The organism is Dietzia cercidiphylli (genome assembly GCF_014145145.1).
Classification (GTDB): Bacteria; Actinomycetota; Actinomycetes; order Mycobacteriales; family Mycobacteriaceae; genus Dietzia; species Dietzia natronolimnaea.
Genome location: NZ_JAALEA010000188.1, coordinates 1 through 13,876 on the forward strand (window position 1 = coordinate 1; position 13,876 = coordinate 13,876).

The window sequence follows — 13,876 nt, forward strand, 5'->3', positions numbered from 1 at the left end:
CGTCGGGCAGCTCCAAGCCGCTCACCTGCAGGTGGGACCCCGCGGGCACCCCCGTTCCGGATTCGTCGCCGGCGCTAAGGCCTGCAGGTCGACCAGTCGCTACGCGGCGCCGTGGGACCGGGCGAAGATGCTCACCATGGCGGTGATGAGCCGCACCGGCTCCTCGCAGAAGACGGCCACGCCCACCACGGAGACGAGGGTGCCGATCTCCATCTCGCCGGCCAGAACGCGGTAGCCGGCGGCCAGCAGGACCAGTGCCAGCACGACGGCCATGCCGAGCGACCCGATCCCCTGGACCCGCCCCGACCGCTCGGCGGTGACGATGCCCGCGTCGGCCGCGTGGCGGGAGGCGCCGCGGTACTGCTCGGCCGCCCAGCGCTCCCCGCTCCCGGCCTTGAGCACGCGCAAGCCCGTCATGATGTCGGTCGCGCGGCTGCTCGCCATGCCGATGGCGGTCTGCTTCCCGCCGATGGTGATGAACGGCTGAAGGTCTCGCCGACTCAGAACAGTATTTCCACGCCGGAGCCCGGTGGCGGTGGCGATCGACCGGCCTAGATCTGAACCCCCGGGCCCACCGGCTCCCCGCAGCGTTCCACCAGCCCGAGCAGGTAGCCGCCGTAGCCGGACTTGCTCAGGGCCGATCCCCTGCGGCACAGCTGCTCGTCACTGATCAGCCCGAGGCGCCAGCCCACCTCCTCCGGGCACCCGATCTTCAGGCCCTGCCGGTCCTCGATGGTGCGGACGAAGTTCGAGGCGTCGAGCATCGAATCGTGGGTCCCGGTGTCCAGCCACGCCGTCCCCCGGGGCAGCGTCTCCACCCGCAGGCGCCCCGCCTCCAGGTAGTGGCGGTTGACGTCGGTGATCTCGTACTCGCCGCGGGCGGAGCGCTCCACCCCCCGGGCCACGTCCACGACGTCGGGGCTGTAGAAATACAAGCCCGGCACCGCGTACTGGGACCGCGGCCGGGCGGGCTTCTCCTCGAGGGAGACCGCCCGGCCGTCGGAGTCGAAATCCACCACGGCGTACGCGCTCGGGTCCGCGACCCAGTAGGCGAACACGGCGCCGCCGTCCACGTCGGCGAACCGTCGCAGCTGGCTTCCCATTCCCGGTCCGTAGAAGATGTTGTCCCCCAGGACCAGTGCCACCGGGTCCCGGCCGATGTGGTCGGCGCCGATCACGAACGCCTGGGCCAGACCGTCGGGCGAGGGCTGCACCGCGTAGTCGATGCGGATACCGAACTCCGAACCGTCACCCAGCAGGCGCCGGAACGCCTCCTGCTCCTGTGGGGTCGTGATCACCAGGACCTCCCGGATCCCGGCGAGCATGAGCGTGGTGAGCGGGTAGTAGATCATCGGCTTGTCATAGACGGGGACGAGTTGCTTGCTCACCGCCGTGGAGACCGGCGCGAGCCGGGACCCGGTACCGCCCGCGAGGATGATCCCCTTCACGCCCTGCTCACCCGTCCCTGAGGGCGCGCTTGTCGAACAACCACAGGGCGAGCCCGAGCAACACGGCCGCCATCGCACTGAGGACGGCCACCTCCGGCAGGACCGCGGTCAGGCCGGCCCGGCCGTCGGACAAGCTGATCAGCGCGTCCATCGCCCAGGCGTGGGGGAACAGGTACCCGATCGTGTTGAGGAAGTCCGGCGCGACCTCCTTGGGCCACAGACACCCGCCGAGCATGCCCAGGATGATCCCCAGGGTCGGACCGATGACGGCCGGCTGGGTAGGCGAGGACACCAGGGAACCGACGAGCATGGCCGCGCCCGTGGCCACCAGGCAGAACACGCCCACCACCACCCCCACCGCGAGCGGTTCGCCCCAGGCCACGCCGAACACCAGTGAACTCACGGCGATGATCAGGACGGCCTGCAGCGCCGCGATGAGGAACCGGCTCAGCGCCTCACCGAACAGCACCGCCCGCTTGGTGACGGGTCCGGCCAGGATCCTGCGCACCATCCCCAGTTTGCGGCTCTCGACCAGGGCTGCGGCCACCGCCATCGAGTTGATGAAGGTGAACAGGACGAGGTTCGCCGGAGCGGTGTAGGCGAACCCCTGCGGCCTGTCGTCCCCACCCGAACCCGCGATCTCCACTGGGGTGGTGGTGGCCTGCGCCTCGGCGACCAGGCGGGCCGTCTCCGCGGGGTCGGCCCCGGCGGTCTCGGCGGCACGCGTGGCCTCCATCTCCGCGGAGACCCGGGAGACGGCGCCGTCGATCGTTCCGCGTGCGGCCGCGCCGGTTCCCGAGGTGCCGGAATAGGTGACCGGGAACTCGGTGCTCCCGGAGGGGATGGACAGCCCCGCTGCCAGCGAGCCCTCGCGGACCCCCTTGTCGAGCGCCGCCACGTCGTCGAACCGTTGGACCTCCAGGCCCTCGGACTGTTCCAGCTCGACCAGGACCCGGGCCGCCACCGGGTCGTCCTCCGCCGCCACCACACCGATCGGCATCGACGAGGAGCCGGCGGCGCCGATGGTGAAGCCGACAAAGACGATCGCGACGAACGGCATGATCACGATGAAGAACATGCCGACCCGGTCACGGGACTGGCGGAGCAGGTTGGCCCACACGATGGCCGCGACCGCGGCCGGGCGGAGGCCGTCCCCTCCCCGCCGGTCGTGGGTCCCACCGCGGTCGGTGCGGTCGGTCGGGATATCGGTCAGGGTGTCGGTCGTCATCGCAGGAGTCCCTTCCGGAATCGCAGGCCGGCCGCGACTGCGGCGACCGCGCTGATGGCCAGGAGCACGGCCACGGGCAGCAGGATCGAGTCGACCCCTCCCCCGGAGACGACCAGTGAGCCCAGCCCGTTGGCTGTCCAGCCGTTGGGGGTGAACCGGGACAGGACCTGTAGAGCGTCGGGCAACTGGAAGATCGGGATGAGGCTGCCGCCGAGGAAGCCGAAGGTGAAGCTCAGGACCAGGACGTACCCGTCGGCCTGCGCGTCGGTCCGGGCGCCGGTGGCCACCAGCATCGTCAGTGCCGTCGCCGCCAGGCAGTGCGCGGCGAACAGCAGGAACACCGCGGGCGGGTATCCCCAGCTCTGATCGAAGATCAGGACCGAGGCGACCCAGGTCGAGCACATGGACAGCAGCGCCGCGGCAAAGCCCACTATCGCTTTGGAGAACACCAACGCCCATCCCGGCACCGGCGAGGCCTGGACCCGGGCGAGCACCCCGATCCGGCGCTCGAGCAGGAGACTGCGCGCGGCGGTGCCCACCACGAGGAAGGCGAACAGTGCGGCGATGCCCGAGGCGTAGAAGACCGACATGTCCACGGCGCCGTCGGCCATGGCCGCGTCGACCAACGAGAGCGAGGGGCCGTCCGCGCCGTTGGCCTCGACGAACTCCTGCACCTCGCTCGTCGGCACCCCGGCGGCGGTGGCGGTCCGCACCGACAGGGTGCGGGCCTGGACGAGTGCGGACATCTGGTCCACCACCGACGTGGCCACCACGGCGGCGACGGGATTCGACGCGGACTCCAGCACCTCGACGACCCCGCCCTCACCGGCGCGGACGGTCTCGGTAAACCCCTCGGTGAAGACGATGGCGGAGCCGAGCTCACCGGAGTCCACGGCGCCCTGCGCCTCGGATACCGTCCCCACCTCCTCGAGGGTGATGATGTCGGACAGCTCCTCGCTGGCCAGCACCTCGTCCTGCATGCTCGAGGCGAACTCGCCACTGTCGAGGTCCACGACCCCGACCCGGGAAGGTTCCGTGGTGTCGCTGCCGCCGAGCGCGAAGCCGAACAGCAAGGCCAGCAGTACCGGGGCCACCACTCCGACCAGGATCAACGTCCCGCTGCGTAGCTGGGACGCGAACTCCCTGCCCGCGAGCACCGTGATCGAACGCATCATCACCGGCGATCAGTCCCTGAGTGAGTTGCCGGTGAGGTGCAGGAACGTGGCCTCGAGGTCCGGCTCGTCCACGTCGAAGGACGTGATCGCGGCCTCTCCGGCGAGAGCCCCGAGCAGAACTGGGAGCAGTGACCGCCCGTCCTGAGCGGTGAGGAGCAGTGAGTCGTCGCCCACCCGGGAGACCCCGTTGACCTGAGGGAGGGACTCGATCCGCCGCCTGGCGGAGTCGATGTCCCCGTCCAGGGTGACGGCGACCTTGTCGTCACCACCCACCCGCGCGACGAGCTCGGCCTTGGTCCCCTCCGCGATGACCCGACCCCGGTCGATGATCGCCATCCGGTCGCACAGTCGCTCGACCTCCTCCATGTAGTGGGAGGTGTAGATCAGGCTGATCTCCCCGCTGGCGAGCAGGTCCTCGACACCGCTGAGGATCGAGTCGCGACTCTGGGGGTCCACGCCGACGGTGGGTTCGTCGAGGATCAACAGGTCCGGGGAGTGCAGCAGCGCCGCACCGATGTTGACGCGGCGCTTCATCCCGCCCGAGTACGTGCTCACCTTGTCCTTGGCGCGGTCCGTCAGACCCACCAGGTCCAGGACCTCGTCGATCCGGCCGCGCAGCGCCGCACCGCTCAGTCCGTAGAGCCGGCCGAAGAAGCGCAGGTTCTCCCGCGCGGAGAGCTCCGGGTACAGGGCGATCTCCTGGGGGACGTAGCCGATGCGCTTCTTGGCCTCGAGGGGCTCGGCCCCCATGTCGATCTGGCCGATGTGGACGGAGCCGGAGTCCGGGGGCAGCAGGCCCACGATCATGCTGATGGCGGTGGACTTGCCGGCACCGTTGGGCCCGAGCAGTCCGTAGGCCTCCCCGGGGGCCACGGTCAGGCTCACCCCGTCCACGGCGACGGTGTCGCCGAAGCGCTTGGTCAGGTTCTCGCAGCTCAGAGCATGCATTCTGCCGTCAGTTCCTTCCGGCCCGGTGCCCGGGCCTGTGGTCGTCTGTCCAGCGGTCGACCGAATGGTCATAGCTGCCCGGGCACGCCGTCGGCCCAGCTGCCCCCAAAACGATTGTGGGTGAACCTCTGTCGGGATCGGGTGTCGTCGCCGTGAACGTCACGTGGCTCGTTGGCGTCGAACGAGTTCCACATGACCGTGACGTCCCGGGGATCGTCCCCGCCGAACGCGGCGGACGAGCTGATCGACACCGCACCCTCCATGACGGACGGGCCGCTCGGCACGTTCCCGCGGATCTCGTTGCCCACCACCGCGACCCGCTCCACGCCGACGAGTCCGATCCCCACCCCCGAGATCGGCGGGCCGGCGGCGCCCAGGCCCTCGTCCTCCACCCCGGCGCTGAGTCCGTTGGCCACGAGGGTGCATCCGGTGACCAGGCAGTCACGCACGCCGCCCTCGGGCTCGCCCTCGTAGACCTGGTTGAGCATCAGCACTCCGATGGCGTTGCCGGTGGCGGTGCACCGGTCCACGACGGCCCCGGAGGAGTTGTCCACGAACACCCCGAACGCGTTGCCGTGGGACACGCAGTCGGCGATCCGGGCCCGGGAGTCCGGACAGAAGCTCAGCCCGATCCCCGCGTACTGGGCGCCGGTGGTCGAGCAGCCGACCACCTCGACGGACTCGGACTCGCGGACGTACACGCCCCAGACGTCGTCGTCGATCGCGTGCACCCCGACGACCCGGATCCCGGACACCGAGTGGGCGTAAACCCCTGCGCCGGTGAACCCCTCGACGGTCAGCGCCTCCACGCTGACCCCGGAGAGATCGTCACCGTGGACCACGACCCCGCTCACCACGCTGGGCGGTGCGTCGTGGAGTCGAGGGACGTCCACCTCGGTGTGCGCACCGGGCACGATCCGCGTCAGATGCGCGCCCTCCCCGCGCAGGCGAACGTCCGAGCGCCGCACCCACAGCGGTCCGCGGTGTTCACCGGCCAACAGGCGCACCTCGCCTCCGGCAGGGGCCTGGTCCAGCGCGGCCTGGGCGTCCTGGCCCGGGCGGACCTCGGTGACGGGGCGGACCTCCGTGACGGGGCGGTTCGTGGGTGGGTGTGCGGTCAGGGTCATGAGTCGGCGTCCTTCCTGGGGGGTTCGTTGATCACGATCACGATCGAGACCAGTTGGTCGGCCCTCTCGCCCCAGCCCACGTACCCGACCGGTCGGGCCCCGTCCTGATCGCCCATGCGGGCGGCCGCGTGCACGGCGGTGGGCCCCTCCAGGAGGTACCTGCCCCGGTGGGAGAGACAGAAGTCCGTGGTCTGCCTCATCTGCTCCGCGACGGACAGCAGGAGGTGCTCGCCGTACCCGGTCCCGTTCCCCGGGTCGTCGGGCCGGAGGTCGTTCAGGCTCATCCCCGGGAACCGTCCGCCCACGGCCTTGATCAGGCTCTCGCGTACGGAGAAGTCGGCGGCCAGTTCGACTGTCGACCCCGCCTCCCGGGCGGCGTGGAGGCCGGAACCCAGTGTCTTGCGGAAGTGCGGCCCCAGATCGCGCCGGGGCCGTTCCATCCGGGAGATGTCGACCAGGTCCACTCCCAGGAGCACGTCCCGGCTCATGCGCGGACCCCGACCTCGTGATCGAGGAAGTCTGTCAGTGAGCTGGTGTACTGCTCCGCCTTCTCCAGCATCGGGATGTGACCGCAGTCCTCGATGATCTCCATCTGGAAGTGATCGAGCCCCGCGGTGGCCTCGGACCACGAGTCGACGGGGGTCATCCGGTCGTGCCGGCCCCAGATCATCCGGCTGGGACACGTGACCGCGGCCAGCGCGTCCCTGATGGGGTACTTGCGGGTGGCCCGCAGGCTGCGCGCCATGCTCACCATGGAGCTGGGTCGCGCCAGCAGCTCGCCACATTCGCGCAGCTGCTCGTCGGTGAAGTGCCGGCCCCGGTGGAACAGCGCGGCCAGCATCCGCTCCTCGAACTCCGGCCCGCGCGGGGTGTTGCCCGTCCGGCGGTCCATCCCCAGCCCCACGTCCGGATCCGGCGTCAACCCCGGGGCCCCGCTGATCGCCAGGGCGACGACCCGGTCCGGGTGCCGCATGGCCAGATCGAGCGCGACGAGCCCGCCGAGCGAGTTGGCGCACACGACGATCCGGCCCGCCCCGGCCTCGTCGCAGCAGGCGATCACCTCGTCGCCCAGCTTCTCGATCGACCCCGCGATCTTGGAGTCCACCTCGCACACGGGCTGATCCAGCGCCAGCACGCCGAGACCCCGAGCGGCGAGGTGCTCGAGGGGGTGGTCCCAGATCCAGCCGCCCGCGAACAGGGCGGAGACGAAGACCACGGTCGGCGACTCTGAGGTGACACCGCGGGCGGTGTAGGTGAATGCGGGCATGTCGTTCTCCTCGGTCGGTGTGGGCGGGGTTCTAGTGGGCTGGGCTCGAGTGGGCTGGCCCGGAGCGGTCACAGCAGGGTGGATTTGGCAGCGGGCCTGCCGCACTCACAGGCGTCGGCGTCGGCGGGGATCAGGTCGTCGCACCCCGCGCACCGCCGGAACCACGCGGAGGTCGCCGGGGCCCACGTGGTGACCACTGCCTCTAAACACAGGCGGCCCGAGAAGAACTTCCGGACCGCCCTGCGGTGCGCGCGGTTCTGGACACTGCGCACCGAGTCGAGGGAGTCGAAGGCACTGAGGGTGTACTTGCGGTCCCCGATGTCGACCGTCACCGCTCCGAGGAAGCCCTTGGACGCCCGGAGGGCACGGAAGACCTCGACGCTGAGTCGGTCGACGTCGTCGGATTCCGACTCTTCCCGGACCCCCAGCCAGGTCAGCGCGAGAGCCCCGACCTCCGCGTCCGACTCGACGGGGATCCGGCTGGCCGATCCGAACCGTTGCGAGTCGGTGTCCTCAGGACGCAGGACGACGTCGTGGCCCAGGGCGTGGGCGAGCGCACCCAGGTCGACATGGCGCACCACCCGGGTTCCGGTGCCGGAGGTCGTCAGCACGTCCGTGCCCGTCAGGGTGACCGACCGACCGGTGGGCGGGGCGCCCAGCACCCGTCCGCGGTGCGTGACCTCGACCGACCAGGTCAGCGCCACCGATGCCGATCCCTCCGCCACGTCGAGGACCTTCCAGTCGCCCGGGTCCAACACCTCACGCCACACCTGCGCGTGGGCCGCCAGTTCCGGACCGGTGAGTCCGTCGGTGAGTGGATCCCGGTACCACCCGATCCGACCGGCCACCGGGTCGAAGTCCCCTGTCCCCCAGGCCTCGACGAGGTCCCGGGCGAGCGTCGCGCCCGCGGTGGGCAGCCCCGCGGTCATGACCGGCCCCGCGCGCACGGTTCGGTGCGCCGGCGGGACGGCACCGCGACGGCCAACGAGGTGGTGTCCGAATGGGTGATGCTCACGACCACGGCGTCGCACCCGTCCGCCATCACCGCCAGCTCCAGGTCCGGGCCCAGCACCACGCGGGGCGGATGGCCGTGCAGACAGCGGTGGTCCGACCGGCACAGCGACGACGGCGAGGGGACCACCTCCGCCTGGAAGAGCCACTCCTCGGTCACCGGCAATCCGAGCAGCCGCAGGACCGCCTGCTTGGCCGCCAACCTGCCGGCCCAGTGCTGCAGGGTGACGCCCTGGCGGGACCGGAGCGTTTCCACGCGGGTGAATACCCGGTCAGGGTCCATCCGGCCCAACATCTGCTCGGGAGTGTGGAACCCACCGAAGTCGATCATCGCGACGCCGCAGCTGTGCATCAGCTCGCCACCTGCTCCGCGACCCGGGCCAACCGTGCGGGTGTCGCGGGGTCGGACATCGTGAACCAGGTGTGGCCCTGGGCCCGGGCGATCTTGGTGAGCGCCTTGCTGTCCCCCACCTCCACCTGGGTCCGCTCTCCGCGGGCGCCGAGGGTGTCGAGGGTCTCGGTCCAGCGCACCCGGCCGGTGAGCTGGTCGATCACACACTGGTGCAGGTCCACGGGGTCGGTGACCTCGGTCCCCCGCACGTTCGGGATCACGGGGACGTCGGGTGCGGCGAACGTGTACCGGCCCACCTCCTCGCGCCACTGCTGCTGCGCTTCGTCCATGAGCGGCGAGTGGAAGGCGTTGCTCACCGCCAGACGGGTGACCGGTGCCCGGCCGTCGACGGCGTCGACGAACCGTTCGAGGGCCCTCGCCGACCCGGACACGACGGTGTGGCCGCGCCCGTTCTCGATCCCCACCACGAGCGGCTCACCCTCGTCGGTGACCGACCCGACCAGACGCTCGACCTTCGCCAGGTCGAGCTTCATCACCGACGCCATGCCGCCCACCCGGGACACGGCGGCCATGAGGTCGGACCTGCGACGGACGAGGGCCAGCGTGTCCTCGAGTGAGAGCACCCCGGCGGCGAAGAGGGCGGAGAACTCACCCACGCTGTGGCCGGCGACGACCGTCGGTCGGATCCCCTCGTCCCGCAGGAGTTCGAGTGCGGCGAGGTTGCAGGCGGTCACCGCGAGTTGGGCGTTCCGGGTGTCGACGAGCCTGTCGGCCGGGCCGGTCGTCACGAGGTCGGACAGCGGTCGCTGCAGGATCTCGTCGACGCGGTCCAGGACGGCGCGGGCCACGTCCCGTCGCCGCATCCACGCGCCCATTCCCACCCTGAGGGTGCCCTGTCCGGGGAAGGCGAGAGCGAACACGGCTACAGCCGCCGGCGCCGGGTGGTCGGTTGGGCGGACACGCAGGTCTCGTCTGCGACGAACCCGAGGATCGCGTCGGTCACGGTGTCCGGGGCGTCCAGCGGTATCCAGTGGCTCGCGCCCTCGACCCGCTGGTATCGCCACGTGCCCTTGACGTATTTCTCGGAGGCCGTCATCGCGTCCTCGACCATCGCCTTGTCGCCGTCGGACCAGATCCCCAGGGTCGGGGCGAGCACCGGGGGGAAGTTGCCCCCGGTGCGCAACTCGGACTCGGGCGAGCGGTTGGCGCGGTACAGGTTGAGTCCGGCGGTCAGCGCGCCGGGCTTCGCGAGGTCACGCAGATACCGGGTCTGGTCGCCCTCTCCGCCGATGATCTGCTTGAACAGGCGCCACCCGCCCTGGCGGAGCAGCTTCTCGCTGACCCCGGGGAACTGGTAGTAGAGCATGTACCAGGTCTTCTCGCGCGCTTCGATGGTCGGGTTCTCGAAGGTCCCCGGGTGCCCGACGGACAACACGATCAGCCGGTCGACGCGTCGCGGCATGAGGAACGCGTACATCCACGCGATGGCGGCCCCCCAGTCGTGGCCCACCACGTGCGCCTTGGTGATTCCCAGGCTGGTGGTCAGGGCGACGACGTCGTTGACGAGCTTCGGCATCAGGTAGTCGTCGATCTCCTGGGGTTTGGCGGAGTCGCCGAAGCCGCGCAGATCCGGGGCGACCACGCGGTAGCCGGCCTCGACCAGCGGCGGGATCTGATGGCGCCACAGGTCCGCCGAGTCCGGGAACCCGTGGAGCAGCAGGATCACCGGGGCGGCCCGGTCCCCCGCGTCGTGATAGGCGATCTCCACCCCGTTGAGGACGGCTGTCTCACGCTCCAGCCGGTCGCCCGCCCGGCTCTGGGCCCGGGGTGATGTGGCGGTCTGAGGGGTCATCGTGTCTCCAGTAGCAGTCGTTCGGTGAAGAACTCGCTGAACCCGAAGTCCGGTACGAGTTCGGGGGCGATCATGTTGAGCAACCCTGTGACCTGGTACGCGTCGTTCTCGCTCATCAACCGCCGGGCCCGGCGGCGGCGGGCCACCGCGTACTCGCCGAACTCGACGAACAGCTCGTGATAGATGTGCGCACCGTGGTGCAGGCGATCCATCCGGGCCCCGCGCTCGCGGACGTACTCCGAGAACGCGTCGACGGACCAGTCCGGGCCGAGCAGGACGTCGCGCACGTGCCGGGCGTCCCGCAGGGCGGAGGACAACCCGGTGCCCAGGACCGTGTCGCAGGACCCGGCCTCGTCCCCGATAAGGGCGACCCCGTCCCAGACGAAGTCGCCCAGCGGGACGCCGGACATCGAGGGCCATACCGTCAGTTCGCCGACGGGGGACGCGTGGTCGGCGATGTAGTCGCCGCGGTCGGCCAGGCACCTGAGCCGGAACGACTCGAGGAACTCGGTCACCGCGTCGGGCCCGCAGTAGCGCCGGGTGTGCGCGGGGTCGTAGTTGAGATACAGGCGGGCAGTGCCGTAGCCCTGCGGGAACACCATGAACATGACGTCACCCTCGGTCCCCATCGCCTGGGTGTCGGAGGGCCACTCGTCCAGACCGTCGACCAGGAGTCCGGCACCCCGGTGATGCACCGTGAGGTCCATCTCCAGCCCGAGCTGACGGCCCACGATGTTGGACCGGCCGGTGGCGCCCACGACGAACCCGGCGTCGATGGAGTGACGTGCCCCGTCCGCTCCGGTGTAGTGGACCTGACGGCGATCGCCGCGCCCGATCCCCACCCGCGAGGCCCCGAGGATCACCTCGATCCCGGCGTCGGCCGCCTGGAGGGCCATCTGCTCGCACACCTGGTGGTGCGGGAACGTCTGAGGGCCACCGATCTCCGGCAGGAGGCCCGTGAGGTCCACGGAACCGGCCTCGTCCGGGTCGGTCGTCTCGTCCCACTGGACCCATTCCCGGATCTCCCAGGCACCGCCGGCCGCGAGGGCATCCTCCACTCCGAGCCTGCGTGCCTCCTGCATCCCCCACGGGGACAACCATTCGCCCCGGACGATGTCGTGGTACTGAGCGACCTTCTCGAGCAGCACCACCTCGAGGCCCGATCCCGCCAGGCCGCACGCGAGGGCGGTCCCGCCGATGCCACCACCGACGATCACCACGTCGGCCTTCGTCGTGGGCGCGGGTTCCGTGGATCTCGGGCCGGACCTCGTCGTCGTCGGAGTCGTGGTCGTCGGCCTCGGTGTCGTGGGCGTGGTCGTCGTCACTGTCCTCTCCCCCAGCTCTCCCAGAAGGTCCGCTCGGCGGCAGGGTGCCGGCGCGCCGGACGGAAGTCGGTACCGATGGTGTAGGCGACGGGGAGCATGCAGATCTGGGTGATCCCCCGGGGGATCCCCAGGATCTCGGCAGCCCGATCCCGGAACGGCAGGTGCAGGCACGTCACCGTGCTGCCCAGCCCCCGCGCGCGCAGCGCCAACTGCAGCGACCACACCGCCGGGTAGACGGACCCGTAGAACATGCTCGAGCGCAGGTGACCGGGCCGCACCGAGAACGCGGGATCGCCGTCGGCCTTGTGCGCGTTGGCCACCATCCACCTGGCGTCGATGTCCGCCGGATCGGGCGGCGCACCGAGGACGCACGGGATCACCAACGCGGGGACACGGGCCACGTTCATCGCCAGCGTCTCGGCCGAGGCCATGTTCCGCCGGCTGGACGCGGAGTCGCGCCGCCTCCCCGCCCGCTGCGTCATCTCCGAACGGTGGAACTCCCACGCCGTCCGGAAGAGCGCACCGAGCTCCTCCTTGGTCTCCGGCTCCGTGACCACCAGCCAGCGCCAGTTCTGCGCGTTGTCGGCCGTCGGCGCCTGCTGCGCCACGTCGATCGCCTCCAGCAGCACCTCCCGCGGGACCGGGCGATCGAGGTCGAGCCGCCGCCGCACGGAGCGGGTGGTGGTGAGGAGCCTGTCGGCCTCGGCGAGATCGAACGGCGTCCGAGCAGCGGTGGCGCCTGGCTCGGTGTCGAGGCTGGTGTCGGTGTCGGCGGGGGTTCTCACGGCCGCCCCAGCACCACGGTGCCGCGGACCGAGCCGGGCGCATACGCGTGGACCACGGTGGTTCCCGCGCCTTCCCGGGAGATCCGCTCCGCGGCAATGACCACGTCGAGTGCGGCGGTCACCGAGCCGCACCTGCCGGTCACCCCGGCGGTGGTGACGGACTCCATCCCCGGGACCAGCTCCGCGCCGTCCCCGTAGACCGCGTCCAGCCCGGTCAGATCCGCCCCGGCGACCGTCCGCCCGAACTCCTCGGCGGCGGTGGACCCCACGCCCTCACCGACGTGGCGGCTGGCGATGATCCTGGCGTAGGGGGTCGCCCCCCGGTCACGGGCGTGATCCGCGGACTCGAGGACGATGGCCGAAGCTCCCGTGATCCCGGTGCCGTCGTCCACCTCGTCCGCGGCGACCACGAAGACCACCTCGGCCTTCCCGGCCCGGATGGTCTCGATCCCGCACTCCATCGCCAGGGTCGCCGAGGCCTCGCCACCGCACACGGTGGTGGTGGGGCCGCGGAACCCCAGCGCCTGGCACACCGCGCCGCCGGTGGCGTTGAGGACGACGTTGGAGAAGCTGTGGATCGCGAGGCTGTTCGGGTTCGCCAGGACACTGTCGTCGTAGTCGCCGACGCTCTCGCGGGACCCTGATTCGGTCGCGTACATCACGCCGACGTTCTCGAGCTCGTTGCGGCGCAGTGCCAGGGCCGCGTCCTCCCAGGCCAGCCTGGAGGCGGCGATCGCGAGTCTGGACAGCGAGTTGGCCTGCCGCCACATGGTGCGCGGTGCGAAGGCCCGGCCGGCGAGGTCGGGCTGCGGCGTCACCCCGGAGTCGGGGCCGGTCGTATCGCCGGCGACGACAGCCGAGAAGTCACCGATCCCCACTCCGGCTCCGGTCACCGGACCGAGTCCGGTGATCACCACCTCCCGCTCCGGCAGCTCCGCTCCCGGCCGGTTCTCGTCCGGGGCGCGCAGGACCACGGCGACGTTGTTGCCGCCGAACGCGTAGTTGGTCGACACGACGGTGTCGATCGGCATGGACCGCGCGGTGTTGGGGACGAAGTCGAGGGAGCTGTCGGCGGTGGAACTGTCGCCGGCGTCGTCGTCGAACCCGATGGTGGGCGGCGCGGTCTGGTGCATGATCGCCAGGACCGACGCGACGCCCTCGATGGCGCCGGCGGCGCCGAGCGTGTGCCCGAGGAAGGACTTGATCCCGCTGGTGGGGACGCTGGACGCGCGATCACCGAAGACGTTGCGCATCACCTTGCGCTCCATCGCGTCGTTGGCGGGCGTCCCGGTCCCGTGGCCGCACACGTAGTCGACGTCGTCTGGGCCCAGCCCGGCGTCGGCCAGGGCCCGCCGCAC

The 13,876-nt window shown here is 70.9% G+C and carries 15 protein-coding genes; all 15 read right to left on the minus strand.

Annotation, left to right across the window (positions count from 1 at the left end; translation table 11 throughout):
• Positions 1 to 99: 99 nt before the first annotated feature.
• Positions 100 to 444, minus strand: coding sequence for a hypothetical protein (locus tag G6028_RS07385; protein ID WP_241730610.1), 345 nt, complete (start codon positions 442 to 444; stop codon positions 100 to 102).
• 107 nt (positions 445 to 551) lie between these two features.
• Positions 552 to 1,448, minus strand: coding sequence for a glucose-1-phosphate thymidylyltransferase RfbA (rfbA, locus tag G6028_RS07390; RefSeq protein WP_107746568.1), 897 nt, complete (start codon positions 1,446 to 1,448; stop codon positions 552 to 554).
• 7 nt (positions 1,449 to 1,455) lie between these two features.
• Positions 1,456 to 2,676 (minus strand): ABC transporter permease, encoded by a 1,221-nt coding sequence (locus tag G6028_RS07395; protein WP_182658478.1) that lies wholly within the window; start codon positions 2,674 to 2,676, stop codon positions 1,456 to 1,458.
• Positions 2,673 to 3,851 (minus strand): ABC transporter permease, encoded by a 1,179-nt coding sequence (locus G6028_RS07400; RefSeq protein WP_182658479.1) that lies wholly within the window; start codon positions 3,849 to 3,851, stop codon positions 2,673 to 2,675. Before G6028_RS07400 ends, G6028_RS07395 begins: the two co-directional genes overlap by 4 nt.
• Before the next feature lie 9 nt (positions 3,852 to 3,860).
• Positions 3,861 to 4,799: an ABC transporter ATP-binding protein gene (locus G6028_RS07405; RefSeq protein ID WP_182658480.1), complete on the minus strand. Its 939-nt coding sequence runs from the start codon at positions 4,797 to 4,799 to the stop codon at positions 3,861 to 3,863.
• 68 nt (positions 4,800 to 4,867) lie between these two features.
• On the minus strand, positions 4,868 to 5,926 hold the full coding sequence (locus tag G6028_RS07410; RefSeq protein WP_182658481.1) for a right-handed parallel beta-helix repeat-containing protein: 1,059 nt from the start codon (positions 5,924 to 5,926) through the stop codon (positions 4,868 to 4,870).
• A complete protein-coding gene (locus tag G6028_RS07415; RefSeq protein WP_182658482.1) occupies positions 5,923 to 6,414 on the minus strand; it encodes a holo-ACP synthase in 492 nt (163 codons plus the stop codon). The genes G6028_RS07410 and G6028_RS07415 overlap by 4 nt, the downstream gene beginning before the upstream one ends.
• Positions 6,411 to 7,193, minus strand: a complete 783-nt coding sequence (locus G6028_RS07420; protein ID WP_182658483.1) for an alpha/beta fold hydrolase — start codon at positions 7,191 to 7,193, stop codon at positions 6,411 to 6,413. Before G6028_RS07420 ends, G6028_RS07415 begins: the two co-directional genes overlap by 4 nt.
• Before the next feature lie 68 nt (positions 7,194 to 7,261).
• Complete coding sequence (locus G6028_RS07425) at positions 7,262 to 8,122, minus strand: ester cyclase (protein WP_182658484.1); 861 nt, start codon at positions 8,120 to 8,122, stop codon at positions 7,262 to 7,264.
• Positions 8,119 to 8,556: a holo-ACP synthase gene (locus G6028_RS07430; protein ID WP_182658485.1), complete on the minus strand. Its 438-nt coding sequence runs from the start codon at positions 8,554 to 8,556 to the stop codon at positions 8,119 to 8,121. Before G6028_RS07430 ends, G6028_RS07425 begins: the two co-directional genes overlap by 4 nt.
• Positions 8,556 to 9,476 (minus strand): acyltransferase domain-containing protein, encoded by a 921-nt coding sequence (locus tag G6028_RS07435; protein WP_182658486.1) that lies wholly within the window; start codon positions 9,474 to 9,476, stop codon positions 8,556 to 8,558. Before G6028_RS07435 ends, G6028_RS07430 begins: the two co-directional genes overlap by 1 nt.
• A gap of 2 nt (positions 9,477 to 9,478) precedes the next feature.
• Complete coding sequence (locus tag G6028_RS07440) at positions 9,479 to 10,408, minus strand: alpha/beta fold hydrolase (RefSeq protein WP_182658487.1); 930 nt, start codon at positions 10,406 to 10,408, stop codon at positions 9,479 to 9,481.
• A complete protein-coding gene (locus tag G6028_RS07445) occupies positions 10,405 to 11,733 on the minus strand; it encodes an FAD-dependent monooxygenase (protein ID WP_182658488.1) in 1,329 nt (442 codons plus the stop codon). The genes G6028_RS07440 and G6028_RS07445 overlap by 4 nt, the downstream gene beginning before the upstream one ends.
• A complete protein-coding gene (locus G6028_RS07450) occupies positions 11,730 to 12,404 on the minus strand; it encodes a nitroreductase family protein (protein ID WP_422110526.1) in 675 nt (224 codons plus the stop codon). Before G6028_RS07450 ends, G6028_RS07445 begins: the two co-directional genes overlap by 4 nt.
• 110 nt (positions 12,405 to 12,514) lie before the next feature.
• Positions 12,515 to 13,876: beta-ketoacyl synthase N-terminal-like domain-containing protein (locus G6028_RS07455; protein WP_277817583.1), on the minus strand; the 1,362-nt coding region annotated here is incomplete at its 5' end.